The sequence below is a fragment of the Arthrobacter sp. 01N444 genome, assembly GCF_056399305.1.
The window spans coordinates 14,374-32,038 of record NZ_JBFTRB010000003.1; the positions used below are offsets into that span (position 1 = coordinate 14,374).

15 protein-coding genes are annotated in these 17,665 nt (G+C 67.7%); 5 read left to right on the top strand and 10 right to left on the bottom strand.

The window, feature by feature from the left end; genetic code table 11:
• Positions 1-11 precede the first annotated feature (11 nt).
• The 3 genes from prpB to AC1DKN_RS04490 are packed head-to-tail and all read right to left on the bottom strand — an operon-like array spanning position 12 to position 3,086.
• A complete protein-coding gene (prpB, locus tag AC1DKN_RS04480) occupies positions 12-914 on the bottom strand; it encodes a methylisocitrate lyase (protein ID WP_476870546.1) in 903 nt (300 codons plus the stop codon).
• Positions 914-2,434, bottom strand: coding sequence for an MmgE/PrpD family protein (locus AC1DKN_RS04485; protein WP_476870547.1), 1,521 nt, complete (start codon positions 2,432-2,434; stop codon positions 914-916). Before AC1DKN_RS04485 ends, prpB begins: the two co-directional genes overlap by 1 nt.
• Positions 2,427-3,086 (bottom strand): GntR family transcriptional regulator, encoded by a 660-nt coding sequence (locus AC1DKN_RS04490; protein WP_028277407.1) that lies wholly within the window; start codon positions 3,084-3,086, stop codon positions 2,427-2,429. The genes AC1DKN_RS04485 and AC1DKN_RS04490 overlap by 8 nt, the downstream gene beginning before the upstream one ends.
• A gap of 187 nt (positions 3,087-3,273) precedes the next feature.
• On the opposite strand from AC1DKN_RS04490, the gene AC1DKN_RS04495 reads away from it, so the two are divergent.
• Complete coding sequence (locus tag AC1DKN_RS04495) at positions 3,274-5,184, top strand: AMP-binding protein (protein ID WP_476857879.1); 1,911 nt, start codon at positions 3,274-3,276, stop codon at positions 5,182-5,184.
• A gap of 18 nt (positions 5,185-5,202) precedes the next feature.
• On the opposite strand, the gene AC1DKN_RS04500 is transcribed toward AC1DKN_RS04495, so the two are convergent.
• Positions 5,203-6,141, bottom strand: a complete 939-nt coding sequence (locus tag AC1DKN_RS04500; RefSeq protein WP_476850473.1) for a LysR substrate-binding domain-containing protein — start codon at positions 6,139-6,141, stop codon at positions 5,203-5,205.
• 241 nt (positions 6,142-6,382) lie between these two features.
• On the opposite strand from AC1DKN_RS04500, the gene AC1DKN_RS04505 reads away from it, so the two are divergent.
• Both AC1DKN_RS04505 and AC1DKN_RS04510 read left to right on the top strand, forming a co-directional pair.
• Entirely contained in the window at positions 6,383-7,501 is a 1,119-nt protein-coding gene (locus AC1DKN_RS04505) for a PrpF domain-containing protein (protein ID WP_476850384.1), read from the top strand.
• A 10-nt stretch (positions 7,502-7,511) separates the two neighbouring features.
• Positions 7,512-8,957: an SLC13 family permease gene (locus tag AC1DKN_RS04510; RefSeq protein WP_476870548.1), complete on the top strand. Its 1,446-nt coding sequence runs from the start codon at positions 7,512-7,514 to the stop codon at positions 8,955-8,957.
• Between the two features lie 337 nt (positions 8,958-9,294).
• Here the strand turns inward: AC1DKN_RS04510 and AC1DKN_RS04515 are convergent, their stop codons facing one another.
• On the bottom strand, positions 9,295-10,014 hold the full coding sequence (locus AC1DKN_RS04515; RefSeq protein ID WP_223916554.1) for a response regulator: 720 nt from the start codon (positions 10,012-10,014) through the stop codon (positions 9,295-9,297).
• Complete coding sequence (locus AC1DKN_RS04520) at positions 10,011-11,735, bottom strand: sensor histidine kinase (protein ID WP_476850386.1); 1,725 nt, start codon at positions 11,733-11,735, stop codon at positions 10,011-10,013. Before AC1DKN_RS04520 ends, AC1DKN_RS04515 begins: the two co-directional genes overlap by 4 nt.
• Before the next feature lie 137 nt (positions 11,736-11,872).
• On the opposite strand from AC1DKN_RS04520, the gene AC1DKN_RS04525 reads away from it, so the two are divergent.
• Entirely contained in the window at positions 11,873-13,240 is a 1,368-nt protein-coding gene (locus AC1DKN_RS04525; protein ID WP_476850387.1) for a cation:dicarboxylate symporter family transporter, read from the top strand.
• A 137-nt stretch (positions 13,241-13,377) separates the two neighbouring features.
• Here AC1DKN_RS04525 and AC1DKN_RS04530 read toward each other — a convergent pair whose 3' ends face one another.
• The 3 genes from AC1DKN_RS04530 to AC1DKN_RS04540 all read right to left on the bottom strand — a co-directional run bounded on the left by AC1DKN_RS04530 (position 13,378) and on the right by AC1DKN_RS04540 (position 16,370).
• Positions 13,378-14,127: an ABC transporter ATP-binding protein gene (locus tag AC1DKN_RS04530; RefSeq protein WP_476850388.1), complete on the bottom strand. Its 750-nt coding sequence runs from the start codon at positions 14,125-14,127 to the stop codon at positions 13,378-13,380.
• Complete coding sequence (locus AC1DKN_RS04535) at positions 14,120-15,085, bottom strand: FecCD family ABC transporter permease (RefSeq protein WP_476850389.1); 966 nt, start codon at positions 15,083-15,085, stop codon at positions 14,120-14,122. Before AC1DKN_RS04535 ends, AC1DKN_RS04530 begins: the two co-directional genes overlap by 8 nt.
• A 97-nt stretch (positions 15,086-15,182) precedes the next feature.
• Positions 15,183-16,370: an ABC transporter substrate-binding protein gene (locus AC1DKN_RS04540; protein ID WP_476870549.1), complete on the bottom strand. Its 1,188-nt coding sequence runs from the start codon at positions 16,368-16,370 to the stop codon at positions 15,183-15,185.
• Between the two features lie 195 nt (positions 16,371-16,565).
• Here AC1DKN_RS04540 and AC1DKN_RS04545 point away from each other — a divergent pair, with 195 nt between their 5' ends.
• Positions 16,566-17,336, top strand: a complete 771-nt coding sequence (locus tag AC1DKN_RS04545; RefSeq protein ID WP_476870550.1) for a DUF6390 family protein — start codon at positions 16,566-16,568, stop codon at positions 17,334-17,336.
• Positions 17,337-17,405: 69 nt separating this feature from the next.
• Here AC1DKN_RS04545 and AC1DKN_RS04550 read toward each other — a convergent pair whose 3' ends face one another.
• Positions 17,406-17,663 (bottom strand): HypC/HybG/HupF family hydrogenase formation chaperone, encoded by a 258-nt coding sequence (locus AC1DKN_RS04550; RefSeq protein ID WP_230008283.1) that lies wholly within the window; start codon positions 17,661-17,663, stop codon positions 17,406-17,408.
• Between the last annotated feature and the right edge of the window lie 2 nt (positions 17,664-17,665).

Below are 17,665 nucleotides of genomic sequence, written 5' to 3' on the forward strand. Positions count from 1 at the left end.
CTATGCGGGGCTTACTTCCCGGGGATCTGGAAATTAAAGACTCCGGTATCGAAACGGTTGTAAGCCTCGTAATCAACGAGATCGTACAAACGCGCACGGGTCAGCATGCTTCCAACCTGTGCCTCCTGGGTTCCGTCGGCCTTAATCGATTCCAGAGTACGCTCCGCAGCGCCCATGGCACTACGGAGCAGCGTCACCGGATAAATGACCATATTGACGCCGACGCCGGCCAGCTCCTCCACGGTGAACAAGGCACTCTGGCCGAATTCGGTCATGTTGGCCAGGATCGGGACGTTGACGGCGTCGCGGATGGCCTGGAATTCGGCCAGGTCCTTCATCGCCTCCGGGAAGATCGCGTCCGCACCGGCCTCCACGAGCGCTTTGGCGCGCTCCTGGGCGGCCCCGAGCCCGTCCGTGGCGCGGATGTCGGTCCGGGCCATGATCAGGAAGTTCGGGTCGCGGCGGGCATCGGCCGCGGCCCGGATCCGCTTGGTGGCGGTTTCCAGGTCCACGACGTTCTTCCCGTCGAGGTGGCCGCAGCGCTTGGGGTTGAACTGGTCCTCGATGTGGCAGCCGGCCAGGCCGGCGTTCTCGAGTTCCTGGACCGACCGGGCCACGTTCATGGGCTCACCGAAGCCGGTGTCGGCGTCGACGATTGCCGGCAGGTCCGTCATCCGGGCGATCTGCCCGGCGCGGGTGGCGACCTCCGTGAGGGTGGTCAGCCCGATGTCCGGCAGGCCCAGGTCATTGGCGAGGACGGCGCCGGAAATGTACACCCCGGCGAAGCCCTTCTCCTCGATCAGCCGCGCCGAGAGCGGGTTGAACGCGCCGGGGAACTGGGCGATGGTGCCGGAGGCGAGGATTTCGCGGAACCGGATCCGCTTTTGCTCCGGGGTGACTTTCGAATACAACATTAGAAGAGTCCCTTCGGGGCGCCGGCGAGGTCGATCACGCCGTCGGCGGCCTGGATGTTCAGCTGGTCCAGCTCGCCGGCGGCGAGCTCGGGGAGCCGGGCGGCGGCGGCGAGGAAGCGCTCGATCTCCTCGTCGGCCACCAGGCCGGCGGCGAGGGTGCGGAACTTGTTGACGTACTGCTCCCGGGCGAACGGCCGGGCGCCCAGCGGGTGGGCATCGGCGACCGCGATGTCATCGGTGATGACCGTGCCGTCCTTGAGCGTGATCTCCACGGTGCCGCCGAAGGCCTTCTCGGCGATGTCCAGGGAGTGGTAGCGGCGGGTCCATTCCGGGTCCTCGACCGTGGTGACCTTGTGCCAGAGTTCCACGGTGTCGGGGCGGCCAGCGCGTTCCGGGGCGTAGGAGTCCACGTGGTGCCAGGTGCCGTCCTGCAGGGCGACAGTGAAAATGTACGGGATCGAGTGGTCCAGCGTCTCGCGGCTGGCCGTGGGATCGTACTTCTGCGGGTCGTTGGCGCCGGAGCCGATCACGTAGTGGGTATGGTGGCTGGTCTTGATCAGCACGGATTCGACATTGGCCGGGTCCGTGACCTCGGGGTGTTCGCCGTTGAGCTTGCGAGCGAGGTCGATCCACGCCTGGGCCTGGTATTCGGCCGAGTGTTCCTTGGTGTACGTGTCCATGATGGCCCGCTTGGCCTCGCCGGCCTCAGGCAGCGGCACGGTGTAGGAGGCGTCCGGGCCGTCCAGCATCCAGGCGATCACGCCGTCTTCGCCCTCGTAGATCGGTACGGGCGAGGTCTGGCCGCGCATCGCACGGTCCGCGGATTCGACGGCCATTTTGCCTGCGAACGCGGGGGCGTGCGCCTTCCAGGTGGAGATTTCGCCCTTGCGGGACTGCCGGGTGGCGGTGGTGGTGTGCAGCGCCTGGCCGACCGACTGGAAGATGGTCTCGACGTCGAGGCCCAGCAGGGTGCCGATGCCGGCGGCGGCGGACGGGCCGAGATGGGCCACGTGGTCGATCTTGTGCTTGTGCAGGCAGATGGCCTTGACCAGGTTGACCTGGATCTCGTAGCCGGTGGCGATGCCGCGGACCAGGTCCCGGCCGCTGGCACCGACATGCTGGGCGACGGCCAGGACCGGGGGGATGTTGTCACCCGGGTGCGAGTAGTCCGCGGCCAGGAAGGTGTCGTGGTAGTCGAGTTCACGGACCGCGACGCCGTTGGCCCAGGCGGCCCATTCGGGGGAGACGCGTTCCTCGATGCCGAAGACCTTGGCGCCCTTGCCGCCGGTGCTGGGACCGTGGGTGAGGGCCTGGGCCCGGGCCGCGACGATCGGGGCGCGGTTCAGCGAGGCAACCGCCACCGAGGCGTTGTCGATGATCCGGTTGATCACCATGTCGGTGACCTCATCGGTGACCTCCACGGGATCCGCGGCGACCTTGGCGATCTTGTAGGCGAGCTGGTCCTCGCGGCCCAGGTTTTCCTCGCTCTTGTAAACGCGGACGTGGTGTTCCTTAACCATGGTGCTCCCTTTGCTGAGGTGTATGGGTGGCTTTGACGTGCGAAAGACTGCGGTGCAGGTGAAGCGTGGTGGCGGCCTCGGCCAGGCGCGGGTTGCCGGCGGCGATCGCCTCGGCGATGGCAGCGTGCTCGGCGGCCGCGGCAGTAAGCCGGGCGGCGTCGTCGGCGGCCAGGCGCCGGACGCGCACGAGGTGGACGCGGAGACTGCGCATGGCCTGGACGAGGTAGGCGTTGGAAATGGCGGCGTCGATGGCCGCGTCCAGCCGTCCGACCAGCCCGTAATAGTCGTGCAGGGCCGGATCCTGTCCGCCGATCAGTTCCGGGGCCTGGAGCAGTTCGCGCCGCAACGCATCGAAGGTTGCGGGGTCGCCGCGCTCGGCGGCCAGGGCGGCGGCCCTGCCCTCGAGGGTTTCGCGCAGTTCGAACAGTTCGTCGATGTCGTCCAGGGAAATGTCGGTGACGACGACGCCGCGGCCGCCCGCCGTCGTCGTCAGCCCTTCGGCCGTGAGCCGGCTCAGGGCCTCCCGCAGCGGGGTGCGGGAGATGCCGAGGCGCGCCGACTGTTCCACCTCCGCGAGCACGGTTCCGGGCAGGAGGCGCCATTCGATGATGTCGTCGCGCAGGGCCGCGTAGGCCTTGTCGCTGGCGCGCATCCTACCTCCTTCGGTGGCGGCTGTGTCGGGATGGAACATCATCAGTGTATACACGCAACGGCCCGTTGCCCAGCAATTGCCGCCTGTGGTGAACAAATAGCCGAGTTGTGTATACATGACCCTTGTATCGCCGGTCCGCCCCGGTTTACCATGGCTGCATCACAACGTCGTGGACAGGATGTACGTCATGGTCACCAAGAGCTACAGGGCAGCCTACGAACGGAGCCTGGAACATCCCGCAGAGTTCTGGCTGGAGGCCGCGGAAGGGATCTCCTGGCAGACGTCCCCGCGGCAGGCCCTCGAGGCGGGCCGGGCGCCGCTCTACGACTGGTTTCCGGACGGGGTCCTGAACACGTCGTACAACGCCCTTGACCGGCACGTCGCCCAGGGCAGGGGTCAGCAGGATGCCCTGGTCTACGACTCCGCGATGGTGGGCATCCGGCAGAGCTATACCTATGCGGAACTGACGGACCTCGTGGCCCGGTTCGCCGGTGTCCTGCGCCGCAGCGGCGTCGGCAAGGGCGACCGCGTGGTGATTTACATGCCGATGATCCCCGAGGCCGTGATCGCGATGCTGGCCACCGCACGGCTCGGCGCCGTGCACTCGGTCGTCTTCGGCGGGTTTGCCCCCAAGGAACTTGCCGCCCGTATCCGCGACGCAGCCCCCGCGGCGGTGGTGACGGCGTCCGGCGGCATCGAGCCGTCGCGCCGGATTGAGTACCTGCCTGCCGTCGCCGAGGCCCTCAGTATCGCCGGCGCCGCCGAAACCCCGGTGCTGGTCAAGGCCAGGGACGGCTTCGGCTCGACGGTGGCCTCCATGGCGGCCGAGCACCCCGGGTGGCTCGACTGGGACACCGAGATGGCCTCCGCCGAGGCGGCCGCGCCGGTGGACGTCAAGGCGACGGACCCGCTGTACATCCTCTACACCTCGGGCACCACCGGCTCGCCCAAGGGCGTGGTGCGGGACAACGGCGGCCACGCCGTGGCCCTGAAATGGACCATGGAAAACCTCTACGACGTCGGCCCCGGCGACGTCATGTGGACCGCCTCGGATGTCGGCTGGGTGGTGGGCCACTCCTACATCGTCTACGGTCCGCTGCTTGCCGGCGCCACCACGGTGCTGTACGAAGGCAAGCCGGTGGGGACGCCCGACGCCGGCGCGTTCTGGCGGGTCATCCAGGACCACAAGGTCAACGTGCTGTTCACCGCGCCCACCGCGCTGCGGGCCATCCGCAAGGCCGACCCTGAGGGCCGGTTCCTGGACAAGTACGACATTGCCAGCCTGCGGACCCTGTTCGCGGCCGGCGAGCGGCTGGACACCGATACCTTCCACTGGGCCTCCCGGGTGCTCGGTGTTCCGGTGGTCGACCACTGGTGGCAGACGGAGACGGGCTGGGCCATCTGCGCCAACCCCCGAGGCCTCGGCGGACTGCCGATCAAGGCCGGGTCGCCGAGCGTCCCGATGCCCGGCTTCCGGCTCAACGTCGTCGACGGCGCGGGCGGGGACGTCGAGGCCGGCACGGAAGGCAACATCGTCCTCGGCCTGCCGCTGCCGCCTGGCACCCTGACCACGCTCTGGCGCAACGACGACCGCTACATTTCCTCCTACCTCCAGGCGTTTGAGGGCTACTATGCCACCGGTGACTCGGGCTACCGGGACGAGGACGGCTATGTCTTCGTCATGGGCCGCACGGATGACATCATCAACGTCGCCGGACACCGGCTCTCCACCGGCGCCATGGAACAGGTGATCGGCCAGCACCCGGCAGTTGCCGAATGCGCCGTGATCGGCCTCGCCGACCCGCTCAAGGGCCAGCGGCCCAGCGGCTACGTGGTCCTCAAGTCCGGGGTGGACGTGCCCGAGGAAGTCCTGGTCAAGGACCTGATCGCCCTGGTCCGGCGCGACATCGGGGCCGTGGCGGACTTCAAGCACGTCACCGTGGTGGATGCCCTGCCGAAGACCCGTTCGGGAAAGATCCTGCGCAAGACCATGCGCCAGATCGCCGACGGCGAGACCTACGTGGTGCCCTCCACGATCGAGGACGCCGGCGTGATCGACGCGCTGCTCGACACCCTGCGCCCCGGCCCTACGGAGTGACCGGAGCAGCCTCGTGGTCTAGTGATAGTCGCCGGCCCGTTCGCGGGCGATTTCCAACAGGGTGGAGTGGAAGGCCACCTCGGCCGGGGCATAGACCTTGTCCTCCCGCTGCGCCAGCAGTATTCTCCGCAGCGGGGCAGCGGAACCCAGGCTCAGCACCTTCACGTCGGGATGCTGAAGTGCCACGGCGGTTTTGGGCACCATAGCCACGCCCATTCCCACGCTGACCATGGCCTGGGCCTCCTGGTAGTCGTTGGCCAGGAAGGCAATCTCCGGTTCGAATCCGGCGTCGTGAGCGGAACGCTGCAGCACCTCCACGACGGGGTGGGCCTCGGCGCGCACGATCCAGGACTCGTTGCGCAGGTCTTCCATGCGTACCTGCTCCCGCTCGGCGAGTGGATGGCTGCGGGCCACCAGGATAACGGTGCTCTCCCGGAAGACCTCGGTTACGCGGATGGAATCGTCCCGGAACGGGTTCCAGGGGTAATCCCAGAGCAGGCACAGACCCGTGACCCCGGACTGCAGATCTGCGACTAGTTCGTCGAAGCGGGCGCTGCGCAAAGAGAGGCTGATGGCCGGGTAGCGCTTCTTGAAGGTCCGGATGACGATGGGCAGGAAGGATCCGGCCAGGGTTGGGAATGTACCCACAGTCAGGGAACCGCGTCTGAGGCCGGCAATCTGGCCCAGGTCGGACCGGGCTGCCTGCATCTGCCAGACGATCTTGCGGGCGTGGCCGGCCAGAACCTGGCCGGCCTCGGTGGGCACCACCCCGCGGGAGCGGCGGGTGAGCAGAGGCTGCCCCACTTCCTGTTCGAGCTTGCGCAGCTGCTGGGAGACGGCCGAGGGCGTGTACATCATCAACTCGGCCGCCGCGGTGATCGAGCCCTGCTCCACCACCTCCAGCAGAAGCGCCAGCCGCCTTATGTCGAACAAATCCTGACCTTCGTCCTTTAGCAACGCTTCACCCTTCTTCGCCTTTGGTTCATTCCCTGCCGGGACGAGGCCTGCCTTGAGGACTTCGAGCACTTTTCCTGGCAACGGACGCTTTGCAGCTGGGGAATAATCCTCCAGCGCTCTATGAATTAAGCAATCCTACATCCCCCTGAAAAAATCCAACATTGTCTAAAGTTGTGATCTGGCTCAATCTCTTTTCAGGTCCTCATTCAAGTCTGAGGCACGAGGAGAAGCGGGAAACACCATGAAGATCGAAGCCCAATGGATGCGCGGAGGCACCAGCAAGTGCTGGGTGTTCGAAGCGGAGCATCTTCAGGCGGGCGGCATCAGCCTGGATGTGCTGCTGCCGCGGCTGTTCGGCAGCCCGGATCCGCGCCAGATCGACGGCGTCGGCGGCGCCACCTCGACCACCAGCAAGGCCGTGATCGTGCACCGGCCCGTCAGTGGCGACGTCGACGTTGAGTACACCTTTGCCCAAGTCGGTGTCGAAGAGGCCGCGGTGGACTGGGGCAGCAACTGCGGGAACGGCTCGGCGGTGGTGGGTCTGTACGCCATCGAGAAGGGCTGGGTGCTCCCCAACGGAGACGTCACCCGGATCGTCACCCGCAACACCAACACCAACCAAATCATCGTCCAGCGCGTGGCCACCCCTGCCGGAGCCCTGGCCTCCGTTCCGGACGCCCGGACGCCAGGCGTACCCTTCCCCGGCTACGCTGTGGGGCTCGGCTTCCAGGACCCTGCCGGCAGGACCACCGGTGCGCTGCTGCCCACCGGTGCGGCCACTGACACCCTCACCGCCGGCGGAACCCGCTGGACTGTGTCGATGGTCGACGCCGGAGCGCCCGTCGTGATCGTCAACGCCGAAGAACTGGGCCTGGACCCGGCCAGGTACGACAGCTGGCGCGCCGGAGTGGAGCTGCAGCTGGATACCCTGGAGCAGATCCGGCGGCAGGCGGCGGTGCGGATGGGGCTGGTCCGCACAACAGCCGAAGCGGCCCGGGCCATCCCCAAGCTCGCCATCGTCGCCGCGGCCGCCCAGGCTGACCCAGACTGCGACGCCAACGTCATGATGCTCTCCATGGGCAAGCCCCACCCGGCCCTGGCCATCACCGGCAGCATCGCCCTGACCCTGGCCGCCCGCACCCCCGGCACCGTGCTGCACACCATTACGGGCGACTCCCTGGGGAGCACGCTCCGGCTCCGCACCCCCGCCGGGGTCATCGAGACCTGGAGCGAGGAGCACGACGGGACGCTCCTCGTAGGCGTCGACCGCACGGCCCGCACCATCGCCACAACCATCATCCATCTCCCCGAGGTCCCCGGCAGCGCCGTCGCTGCCTCCCTCGCGGGAGCCACCCGCTGAGGAGACCATCATGACCAAGACTGAGCACCGCACCGCTGTCGCTGCGGACCAGACCCGGGACAACGATGCCCCGCGTCCAACCCGCCGCCGCCGAATCCTACTGGTGGCGGCCGCCGGGTTCGCGTTCCTGGCTTTGATTGCGCTCGTGCTGGGGGGTGATATCTTCAACCCTTCGGCCACCCCGCAACCGGAGCACTCCATGACCGCTGTCCAAATCATCCCGCTCGTCATCCTCGTCATTATGTTCATCGTCGCCACGAAATGGCCGCTGAACATCGGCGTGATGGGGCTGGTTGCCTCCTTCGGCGTCGGCTATTTCATGCTCGGAATGACGGACAAGCAGATCCTCGAAGAGTTCCCCGCCAGCATCGTGGTGACGATCATCGGAGTCACGTACTTCTTCAGCATGGCCCAGCGGAACGGCACCATCGACATCATCGTCCAGACCTGTGTACGCCTCGTCAGGGGCAAGACGATGCTGCTGCCCTGGGTGTTCTTCCTGATCGCTGCTGCGCTCACGTCACTGGGCACCTTCTCGCCGGCCGCCGTCGCGCTGCTGGCGCCGGCGGCCATCGGCTTCGCCTACGAGTCCCGGATCCATCCCGTCTTGATGGGCGCATTCATCATCAACGGAGCCCACGCCGGCGGCTTTTCCCCGCTGTCCGTCGCCGGCGTGCTGGTGCACGATATCGCCCTGAAGAACGGATTTCCCATTTCCCAGGGCGCACTCTTCATCGCCAGCTTCGCTCTTAACCTCATTCTCTCCGTGCTCACCATCGTCCTGTTCGCCCTCCTGGGCAGGCTGCGGGACGGCGAAGGCGGCCAGCATGCCGACGTCGACACCGCCCGCACCAGCCGCCCTCGCGGGCAGCAGATCCTCACGCTGGCACTGATCGCGGTGATGCTCGTGTGCACCCTGGGCTTCCACCTGCCGATCGGCTTTGTCGCACTCTCCGCCGGGCTCCTGCTGGCGCTGGTCAATATCAAAGAACACCAGACGTTCATCGGCGGTGTCTCCTGGTCCACCGTCCTGCTGGTAGCCGGCATGATCACCTATGTCTCCCTGCTCCAGCACGTTGGCGTCATCGACACCCTCGCCGAGCAGGCTCTGGCACTGGGCGCACCGCTGCTGGTGGCGCTGGTCCTCTGCTATGTCATTGGCGTCGGCTCAGCCTTCGCCTCCTCCACGGCGTTGCTGACCGCGTTCATTCCCTTGGCCGGTCCGCTCCTGGCTACCAGCTCGCTGAGCGCATCAGGAACGGTCGCGGCGCTGGCTATAGCTGCCACGGTGGTGGATGTCTCGCCCTTCTCCACCGACGGTGCGCTGGTGGTCGCCAACGCCCGCGACAATGACAGGCAGCGAGTGTACCGGCAGCTGATGGCGTATGCCGGGGGAGTGGTGCTCGTAGCCCCGGCCCTCGCCTGGGTCCTGCTGGTTCCCACCGGCATCATGTAACCGAGCGGCCACCGGCGGTGCGGCTACCGATAGCCGGGCCGACCCCGCCGCATTGAATGAAGTCTTCGTTTGCGGCAAGTAACCACGCAGAAGGCCCGGACACACAGTGTCCGCCGGCACCAGACCGCAGTGGGGCGGCGAATGATGATCACCCGGATCATCGCCTATTCGCAACGCGCGCCGCCCCGCTGCCCTGACACGTCAACAGCGGCCGCATGGCACTAAGCATTCGCGATCATCCCGCCACAAGGAAACCGCCGGGACGGCATTTCGCGGCAGTGTTTCCCGGGATTGCCGGCAAGTGCCCTCCCGGTGACGGTAACGGGGAGCGGCAGGCCTACGTCCGCGGCCGGTTCCAGCGGTATTCGTTCTCCGGCCGCCCGGGGGCGCCGTAGCGGGCGGCGCGGGAGACCGTTCCGGCGTCGGCGAGGTATTCGAGATAGCGCCGGGCGGTGACCCGGGACATCCCGAGCGCCTCCATGACCTCGCTGGCCGACACCGCCTCGGCCTGCTGCTTGATGTAGTCCTGGACGGATTCCAGCGTGGATACGGCCAGGCCCTTGGGCAGCGACAGCTCGGACGGGGCACGGAGGCTGGCGAAGGCCTGGTCCACATCGCTTTGGGACGCCCGGGCTCCGGCTTCCCCGGCCAGGGGTGCGGCCAGCTGCTCGCGGAACAGCCGGTAGCTGGCGAGCTTGTCCGCAAAGGTCGCGTAGGTGAACGGTTTGATCAGGTACTGGACCACGCCGGTGGCCACCGCGCTGCGGACAATGTTCAGTTCCCGCACCGCGGTGATGGCGATGATGTCCGCGAACAGTCCGGCCGCCCGCATCCGGCGTGCGATGTCCAGCCCGTGGAGGTCCGGGAGGTTCATGTCCAGCAGGACCAGCTCCACCGGATTGCCTGCCGCGGAGAATTCGGTGAGCAGGCGCAGGGCGGACTGGCCGTCGGGCGCGGAGCCCGCCAGGGTGAAACCGTCCAGCCTTTCTATGTAGGCGGCGTGCGCTGCGGCAGCGATGGGCTCGTCCTCGACGACGAGTACCCGGATCTCGCTCATGGTTGTCCCTCGGTAGTGACCGGCAGCGGAGTGACCGGCGGTGTTGTGACGGGCAGAGTGACGCGGAACAGCGCCCCGGCCGGGCTGGTGATTGTCATGGTACCGCCCAGCCGCTGTACCGCCTGGCGCACCAGGGCCAGTCCAAGGCCGCGTCCGAACGGTCCAGGGGCCTTGGTGCTGAAACCATGCCGGAAGACGTCCTCCACGGCCGCGGGATCGATCCCGGGGCCGCTGTCCTCCACGGTAATCTCCAGGGCGGAGCCGGTGGTCTCGACGGTCAGCTCCACGAGCCGGGGTGCCGGCGCCTCGGCCGCGGCGTCGATGGCATTGTCCAGCAGGTTCCCCAGGATGGCCACGAGGTCCTGCACGGCCAGTCCGGTCACGGCCGTGGAACCGCTGGTATTGAGGGTCAGTTCGACGCCGCGTTCGTGTGCTTCGGCTGCCTTGCCCATGATCAGGGCGCCGAGCACGGGTTCCTCGATGGAGCTCACAATGTCATCCGTGAGCCGCTGGCTCAGTTCCAGGTCTTTGGTGGCGAAGTCCAGCGCCTCGGGGCCCCGGCCCAGTTCCATGAGCGAGACGATGGTGTGGAGCCGGTTGGCGTGTTCATGGGTCTGGGCGCGGAGCGCGTCCGAGAGCGTGCGCATGGTCTCGAGTTCACTGCCCAGGGATTCGATCTCGGTACGGTCCCGGATGGTGGCGACCGTTCCATAAACAGGAGTGCCAGCGCCGGCAGCGCCGGACTTCGCTCCGCGCGGGCGGGCGCTGGCAGATTCGGGTCCCACCGCGGGGCCCTGGTTGACCACCAGGATCCGCGAGCCGGTCAGGTGGATCTCATCCAGGGCGGTCCGCCCCGATTCGAAGAGCTCTTTGAGGCTGGGGGCCAGCGGCAACTCCGCGAGGGAGGGCGCCGCCTGGCGGCCGCCCCCCGCAACCCCGCGGTCAGCGCCGGAGGTGGGACCGCCGTCGGCGGACTGCTTCCTCAACCCGAGCAGTTCGGCGGCCTGGTCGTTGTACATCACCACTTTGCCCTTGGGGTCGATGAGGATCACGCCCTCGCGCACCGAATGCAGCACCGATTCGTAGTACGCGAAGAGCTGGCCCAGCTCTTCGGGGCCCCAGCCGCGGGTCACCCGGCGCAGGTACCGTCCCAGGAGCCAGGCCGCCGCCGACCCGCCGGCCAGCAGCGCCAGGCTGATGGCCAGCAGCGCCGGCAGCCGGCCGGAGAGTGCGACGTCCACCGTCCGGACCGTCACGCCCGCGGCCACGAGCGCCCGGACCTTGCCGTCGGCATCCTTGACCGGGGCGATGGTGCGCACCGACGGGCCGAGGGTGCCGGCCACGACTTCCGTGAACACCTGGCCATGGAGGGCCGCATCAATGGAGCCGATATACGGTTTGCCCAGTTCCTCATCCCGCGGGTGGGTCCAGCGTGTGCGGTCCGGGGCCATGATCGTGATGAAATCCGCGTCGGCGTCGTTCATGGTCTTTAGGGCATACGGCTGCAGCAGGGCCGTGGGATCGGCCGAGTCCGCCGCCGCCAGGACGAAGGGGGCGTCGGCGACGGCGGTGGCGATGCCGGCCATCCGGCGTCCGGCCTCGTCGTAGGCGTGATCGCGCGCGTCCACGAACACGGCCGTGCCAACGATGGCCGTCAGGGCCACCACGAACAGCAGGTTGGCCGCAAACAGCCTGCGGGCGATGCTCCAGCGCCGGATCATCAACACCTTCCATGACCAATATGAACGCAAGGGTGATGCGCGTCACCTTCTCATCAATGATGGGGTTACACGCAAGAAGGACAAGAGCGGACCACAGCCAGGACCGCACCAAGTCCAGCCTATCCAAGGAGAACACCATGGCCTCTCAACGAGGAGAGTCAGCAGCACCGGCCGCCGCTCCGGCCAAGAAGCGCAAGGGACTGGACAAGTCCCACTACCTCTACATCGCAGTCATCGTAGCCGTGATTGCAGGTGCCGTTATCGGCCTGCTGTTCCCCGAGGTCGGCAAATCCCTCAAACCACTCGGCGACGGCTTCATCAAACTCATCAAGATGATGATCGCGCCCGTGATCTTCTGCACCATCGTGCTGGGCATCGGCTCCATCGCCAAGGCCGCCACGGTCGGCAAGGTCGGCGGCCTGGCGCTCGCCTACTTTGTGGTCATGTCCACGTTCGCCCTGGGGATCGGCCTGGTGGTCGGCAACCTGATCCACCCGGGCGAGGGCCTCAAGCTCGCCCCCTATGATCCGAACAAGAAAGCGGCAGTCGACAGCACCGTTGACTTCCTTCTGGGCATCATCCCGGGCGACATTCCCGTGTTGCCGACCCTCCTCGCCGCCATCCTGGTCGGCTTCGCGCTGCAGAAGATGGGCCCGCAGGGAGCCCCGATCCTCAAGGCCGTCGGTTACGGCCAGGCCCTCGTGTTCCGCATCCTCATCATGATCATGTGGCTGGCCCCGGTCGGAGCCTTCGGCGCGATCGCCGCAGTGGTCGGTGCAACCGGCTTCCAGGCCATCATCAGCATGGCGACCCTGATGGGCGCCTTCTACATCACCTGCGCCCTGTTCATCGTCGTGATCCTCGGCGGCCTGCTCAAGGCGGTCGCAGGCGTCAGCATCTTCAAGCTCATGAAGTACCTCGGCCGCGAATACCTGCTGATCTTCTCCACGTCCTCCTCCGAAGCCGCGCTGCCCCGCCTGATCGCGAAGATGGAACACCTCGGCGTGTCCAAGCCCGTCGTGGGTGTCACGGTCCCCACCGGGTACTCCTTCAACCTCGACGGGACCGCCATCTACCTGACCATGGCCGCACTGTTCGTCGCCAACGCCATGGGCACGCCGCTGGACCTTGGCGCCCAGGTTTCCCTGCTGGTCTTCATGATCATCGCCTCCAAGGGTGCCGCCGGCGTCACCGGTGCCGGCCTGGCCACGCTGGCCGCCGGACTCCAGGCGCACGCACCCCAACTGCTGGGCGGCGTGGGCATGATCGTCGGCATCGACCGGTTCATGTCCGAGGCGCGCGCCCTGACCAACTTCACCGGCAACGCCGTCGCCACGGTGCTGATCGGCACCTGGGTCAAGGAGATCGACGGCGGACGCGTGGACCGTGTCCTGGCCGGTGCCGAGCCGTTCGACGAAGAGACGATGCTGGCCGGCCACTCCGGCGCACAGGATGCCGCCGAACAGCCCGCACAGCCGGCACAACCGGTCCTGGCACACGCCTGAACCCGCGCCTGCACCGTCCCGAACCACGCGGGAACCGGCCAGGGCCGCACCCCGGCCCTAAACTGACCGGACGCACTACCGCTCGATGACGCCCCAAGCGCCCGGCAGCCCAGCTGCCGGGCGCTTGGGCGTTCGGTTCAGCCCTCGTCGGCGCCGAAGGGGGTGACCACCGTGCGGCGGGGCGTCCCGGCGTCGTCGTAGTTCAGGGTGCTGACACGGACGCCGTACAGCGCGGAAAGCTGCGCATCGGCGAGGAGCGGCCCGGCAGGCCCGGTCACCACACCCGCGGCGCCCATGAGGACCACCGAGTCCGCGAGGAACAGGGCGTGGTCCGGGTGATGGGTGCTCACGAGCAGCGACATCCCGGTCCGCACGAGTTCCCTCAGCAGCTGGAGGACCCGGACCTGGTTCTTCAGGTCCAGCCCGGTGGACGGCTCATCCAGGACGAGGAGCCGCGAACCGCCCGCGATAGCCCGTGCAATGAGGACCAGCTGCTGCTCGCCCCCGCTCAGCGTCGGAAACAGCCGGTCGGCCAGGGCGGCGATCCCCACCCGGTCCATGGCGCGGAGCGCGGCGGCCCTGTCCCGGCTGCCGGGGGAGCGGAAAACGCCGATGTGGCGGGCACGGCCCATGACCACCATGTCCAGGGCCGGGTAGCCGAACGTGCTGCCGCGCGCCTGGGGAACATAGCCCGCCGTCTCGGACCTGCGCACCGCACCCTCCTGTACGGCCAGCATGCCGGCCGCGCAGCGCACCAGGGTCGTTTTGCCGCTGCCGTTGGGCCCGAGGACCGCGGTCACGGTGCCCGGCGGCACCGAGAAGCTGAGATCCTTGAACACCCAGTTCTGCGGTGAATAGCCAAACCCGGCCCCGCGCAGCTCAAGCACCGTCCCAGATCCTCTCCCGGTTTCGGCGCAACAGCACGAAGAACACCGGTGCGCCGATCAGGGCGGTCAGGACGCCCAGCGGGATTTCCCCGGCCGTGGCGGTGCGCGCGATGGTGTCGATGGCGATCAGGTAGGCCCCGCCCAGCAGGAAGGAGACCGGCAGCAGCACCCGGTGGTCCGGTCCCACCCACATGCGTGCGAGGTGCGGGATGACCAGCCCCACCCAGCTGATGACGCCGCTGACGGCGACGGCCCCGGCGACCATGAGGGCCACGGCGGCGAGGACCGCCCAGCGCAGGGGGCGGGGCCGGAGCCCCAGGGCGGTGGCGTCGTCGTCGCCGAGCGAGAGCACATTGATCCGCCACCGCAGGGCCAGCAGGACGACGCCGCCGGCAGCGATCGGAATGAGGGCCACCAGCACTTTCGCCCAGGTGGCGGTGGAGACACTGCCAAGCAGCCAGAAAACGATGGCGGGCAAGGTGGTGAACGGGTCCGCCAGATACGTCACCAGGGCCACCAGGGCGGAGAAGAAGGAGGCCGTGACGATTCCTCCGAGGACCACCATGAGGATGTGGGCGCCGCCCCGCCCGGACGTGATGAGGAAGACGATTCCCAGTGCCAGCAGCCCGAAGCCGAACGATCCGCCCACGAGGGCGACGGGGCCCAGGCCCAGCAGCAGGGCCAGGGCACCGCCGAAGGAGGCGCCTGAGGAGACGCCGATGACCTCAGGGCTGACCAGGGGATTGCGGAACACGGCCTGCAGGGCCGCGCCGCCGATTGCGAGGGCGCCACCGACCAGCAGGGCCAGCAGGACCCTGGGCAACCTGACCAGCAGCACCACGTTTTCCTCGGCCGCGGGAACGCCCGGGCCGAAGGGAACTATTCGCGACGCCAGGATCTGCACGACATGGTCCAGGGACACGCTGTAGCGGCCGCTGGCGAGTGCAACCGCCGACACGGCCGCCAGGACTGCTCCTGAAAGCAGGCATGGACCGATGACCTGGCGCAGCCCCGGTCCCCGGCCGCCGGGGGGTCCCGTGGTCAGAGGCTGGGCCTCACGAAGCATCGAACTGCCGGTAGTTGGCCGAGGTGCCGTTGGCCTCGGTCCAGAGGATCTTGTCCAGCTCCGGCGCCGATGACCGGTAGCGGTACAGGAAGTCGAAGTAGTCGTTTGTCTCGTCCCTTAGAGTGGAGCGGTTGCCGGAGGGGAAACTGACATCTGTGAGCCAGCGCCACATCAGTGGCGATTCCTGGCCGGGGGGATCCCAGCGGTAGCCGCCCAGCGGGACCTTGTAGACGCGGCGGGAGCGCACGGCGGAGACGCTTTGCCACACCGGGTTGCCGTAGACGTCGGCGGGCATCGCGTCGTCGAAGTTCCCGAGCAGGATGATTTCCGGATCCCAGGCCAGGACCTGTTCGACGTCCACGCCCACCATGCCCTTGCCCTGAAGGCCCTGCGGGCCGGTGGCGGGGTTGTGTGCCCCGATGAGCTTGATGTAGAAGTCGTTGTAGCTGCCGTTTCCGGCTACCTTGAGGCCGCCGCTGAACCTGTTGAAGTAGATGATGCCCGGGCCGCCGGTGCCGCGGGCGGCGGCCTCGGCCTGGATGGCCTTCTGTTGTCCGTCGCTGCGCGCCTTCATCTGCCCGGCCCGGTCCGGCCGGCCCAGCATCGTTGCGAAAAGCGCGGTCCACGTGTCCACGTCCTGCTGCGTGCCGGTGTTCGTGATGCCCAGGACCTTCATCCCGGCCTGTTCCAGGGGTGCCGTCAGTTGCGCATCGCTCCACTGGACCACGACGTCGGGGTTCAGCGCCCGGATGCTTTCGACATTGGGCGTGAAGTCGGTCGTGGCGATGTCGTGCGGGATGTTCAGGGCCTCCGGGTACATGGTGCCCATGGCGCCGTCGCGCATGGCGACCCATGAGGCGTTGTGCATCCCGGCGAGATGGCTGGCGCCCTGGTCGACGGCGGCCAGCAGGGAGGCGGCGGGCATGGGAATGGTCACCACACGGGTGACCGGGCGGTCGAAACTCAGGACCGTCCCGCGCTGGTCCGTCACCTGGATCCCGGCGGGGCCGGAGGCGGAACCCGGGGGCGCTGTACCGGCAGCCCCTGTCGGCGGCGTTGACTGCGGCGACGACTGTGGCGCCGTGCCGGCGGCGGCGCAGGAAGCGAGGAACACCGCCCCTCCGCCGTAGAGGGCCGCTGCCAGTACAGATCGTCGGTTGGCTTCGGGGATGCTCATCGGCCTACCTCCCGGGAAGGACCGCGCGCAACGGCCTTTCGCTCCGCGCCGGCCACAGCAATGGTCCCGGTGCGGCATTTCCTCACAGCATCCGCCGAATGCGCAGGGGTGTCAATGCCGGTCACGACGGGCATTGTTCGCCGATGGGCGCCGGTGCTAGCCTCGCTGATATCCCCTGTGAAACGAGGCCACGGGATGGAAATCAACGGCGCCCAACTGTTTGTCCGCTACGCGTATCCGCCGAATTCGCGGGGCAGCTGCGGGCCGCCTGACAGCGACGCGCTGCTGCACTATGGCCAGTCCGGGGTGACCGACGCGGGCCTGCGCGAACTTGCGAAGGGGTTCGCCGGCGCCTGGCCGTACCTGGAGCTCATCGCCGGTGCCACCGGCAACCCGGACCCGCTGGACTACGCGGTGGTGGAGGCCTACTGGGTGGGAAACACGCTGCTGGACTCCGTGGGTGTGCGCAGCATCGGCAATTCCATGGAGGACCGGTTCCGCGCACGGACCGGGCATCAGTTCCCGCATCTGATGGAAGGGGTCCTGGCCGGCGGCGTCCCGCATCACAGTTTCCACGTCCTGGAAATCTATCCGTGGACGGGACTCTTGCGCGATGACAGGCGCTCATCCACGGCCCTGAATGTCCTTGACCAATGCCGCATCCGGTGGGGCGAGGTGGTGGCCGTCGAAGGGGACAGCGCCCTCGTGCGCTCGCGGCCCCTGGCGTGGGACGGGATGGCGCTGTCGCTGGGGGAACCGGTGATCGAGACGGCCAAGTACGCCGTGGCCGGGTCCGGCTTCATCGCTGACCTCATGCCCGGGGACATGGTGTCCCTCCACTGGGACTGGGTGTGCGACCGGCTCTCGGCCGCCCAGCTCCACCGGCTCCAGCACTACTTTGCGCGCCACCTCAAGATCGCGAATTCCGGCGTGGAGCACCGCGGCGCCGCGATCGCCCTCGAATAGCGGCGCCTTCAGATCCTTCAGTGGGGGAGTTCCTTCAGTTGGAGAGTTCCTTCAGTGGGGGAGTGAAGGCTACGGGACCGTGTCGGTGGGGTCCGGGCCCCGTCCCATGAGCTCAAGTCCCGTCATCGCACGGTCGGCGCCTTCCTGGTCCACGCGTTCCAGGGCGAAGCCCATGTGGATCAGGACCCACGTGCCGCTCTCCACGGGGCCGTCATCGAGGAGGCCAATGTTGATTTTGCGCTCCACCCCGGCAACATCCACGAGGGCGAGTTGCCCGTTGTAGCCGTCGATCACTTCGATGATCCGGCCCGGTATTCCCAGACACATCC